Below are 2,504 nucleotides of genomic sequence, written 5' to 3' on the forward strand. Positions count from 1 at the left end.
TTTTTTTTTTTTTTTTTTTTTAATAGTGTTTATGTGTAATTCACCTTGTCCACCAACAAGAGTTTGTTTTGTTTCAGGATTTCTATACCAATGGATAGTTGGATCTTCTTCTGAAACTTTATTTAAGCAAGAAGCAATTTTTTCTTCGTCACCTTTATTTTTAGGTACTATTGCATAATAAATTTGTGGTTTTGGTAATTCTATTGGGTCTAGTGGTACAGCATCAGGTTTTGCTGCTATTGTATCACCAGTTTTTAAATCACCAACTTTAGTTACTACAACTATGTCACCAGCTTTTGCTTCTTCAAGTTCATCTAAATTACCTTTTAATGTAGTGTATATGTTAGATATTTTTTCTTTTTTATCTTGAGTTATATCTATAACTTCCATATCTTTCTTTAGAGTACCTTCTATAATCTTGATATAAGACATTTTTCCTGTGAATGGGTCTACCATTGTTTTGAATACTTGTCCTCTAAATGGAGCATCACTATCTATATGTCATGGATAAATATAAGATTCTAGAGTTTCTAATATTTCTTTTGTTCCTATATTATTTATAGTTGAACCACATATAACTGGGATTATATCCCCTCTTTTTATACCTATTGTGATTCCTTTTTGTAATTCTTCTTCAGTAAATTCTTCACCACTGAAGTATTTATCTAAGTATGCATCATCAGATTCTGCAACAAGTTCCATTAAACCTTCTTTTATAGCCAATACTTGTTGTTCAAAATCACCATCATATGCTTCTTGTAAATTATCTAATATGTTATGTAATTTAACGAATTGTTTATCTTTGTATTCAGGTATTATCATTGGTACTATTTTTTTATCGTATTTTTCTCTTAACATGTCTATTGCATCTTTATATCTTGCCTTTTCGTTGTCTATTTTATTGATAAACATTATTTTAGGCATATTTTCTGTAAATTCTAGTGATTTTTCTGTTCCTACTTGTATAGGGTTTGTTGCATCTATTACTATAACTGCTGCTGCACAAGCTCTTAAAGATGAAATTACATCTCCACAAAAATCGAAGTAGCCAGGAGTATCTAATAAATTATATTTGATACCATTATATTCTACTGGTACTAGTCCCATACTATAAGTCATATTAGTTTTATCACTTAATTGTGGTATTTTACTTGTAAGATTAGCAGTATATGCTATTGCTTCAATTAAATTAGTTTTCCCACAACCACTATGTCCTAAAATCGCAATATTTCTTAAATTGTTACTATCATATACTTTCATAAGAGCACCTACCTTTGTTTGTTATAAAAATTTAAGTCATTTATTTCCTTAATATTTTTATTTTATATATTTTGTAATATATAATCCCTTTTATTACATTATATGCCATATTAAAAAGAATTATTTACTTTATAGTTAAATATATTTCTACATATAAGTATAGTTTTCCTCTTTATATTTGTAATTTTTTTATTGTTATTTAAATAATGTAATCGTTTTTTGTATACTGAATTTAACATACTTTTTTACATATGTTTTTTCTACTTTTTATGACTTTTTTCGTTATAAAAAAAGACGAACTTATTACAAAGTTCGCCCTTTTTTATAATTTTTATATTATTTTTATTCTGTAGTAAAGTTATTTTCAAGACATATTCTATGCTTCAGCTTCTACTTCTACAGCTTCCATAGTCATTAATAATTGTTTATCTGTTACCATATCTCCTTCTTTAACTTCTATTGAAGATATCTTACCAGCAACTTTAGCGACTATGTTAGTTTCCATCTTCATAGCTTCTATTACTATTAATGGTTGATTTTCTTCTACTACATCACCTTTTTTAACAAGAGTTTTAACGACTTTACCTGGTATAGCTGCACCTATTTGTAGTGGATCATCCATATCAGCAAGTTCAACTTGTCTTATTAATCCTGAGTAGTTATTATCTTTTATTTCAACTTCTCTTAAAGAACCATTCATTCTGAATATTACTGTTCTATATCCATTTTCTTTTACTTCGCCAACACCTATTAATCTTATAGATAATGATTTACCTTCTTCTATTTCAACATCACATTCTTCATCTTTATCTAATCCATAGAAGAATACATGGCTTTCTAGTTTAGATATATCATTGTATTCTTGAAGATGTCTTAGGTAGTCTTCATAAACTTTTGGATATAATTCATAACTTAATATGTTTCTTATATTAGAATCCATAGAGAATTTTTCATCTAAGTATTTTTTATCAGCTTCAAAATCAGCAAGTGGCATTAATTTACCAGGTCTTTCAGTTATAGGAGCTTCACCTTTTAATACAACTTCTTGTAAGTCTTGAGGTATTCCACCAACTGGTTGACCAATCATACCTTTACAGTAATCAACTACTGAATCTGGGAATGATAATTTTTTACCTTCTTCTATTATGTTTTCTTCGTCTAATTTATTTTTAGTCATAAATATAGCTAAGTCACCAACAACTTTAGAAGATGGTGTAACTTTGATTATATCTCCTAATATTTTA

Annotated in this window: 3 protein-coding genes; all 3 read right to left on the reverse strand. The window is 27.5% G+C overall.

Annotated elements, in window-relative coordinates; all coding sequences use genetic code 11:
• Positions 1-456 (reverse strand): EF-Tu/IF-2/RF-3 family GTPase (locus Q5F54_RS13020; protein WP_302334581.1); only part of this gene is annotated, 456 nt, incomplete at its 3' end.
• A gap of 45 nt (positions 457-501) precedes the next feature.
• A complete protein-coding gene (locus Q5F54_RS13025; RefSeq protein WP_302334582.1) occupies positions 502-1,260 on the reverse strand; it encodes a GTP-binding protein in 759 nt (252 codons plus the stop codon).
• 376 nt (positions 1,261-1,636) lie between these two features.
• Positions 1,637-2,504 (reverse strand): biotin/lipoyl-containing protein (locus tag Q5F54_RS13030; protein ID WP_302334583.1); only part of this gene is annotated, 868 nt, incomplete at its 5' end.

This window comes from uncultured Romboutsia sp. (assembly GCF_958366745.1).
Classification (GTDB): domain Bacteria; phylum Bacillota; class Clostridia; order Peptostreptococcales; family Peptostreptococcaceae; genus Romboutsia; species Romboutsia timonensis.

Bases quoted from the DNA above. Each gene is read 5' to 3' on its own strand.
- Q5F54_RS13025 (WP_302334582.1), bottom strand. From the start codon at position 1,260: ATGAAAGTATATGATAGTAACAATTTAAGAAATATTGCGATTTTAGGA.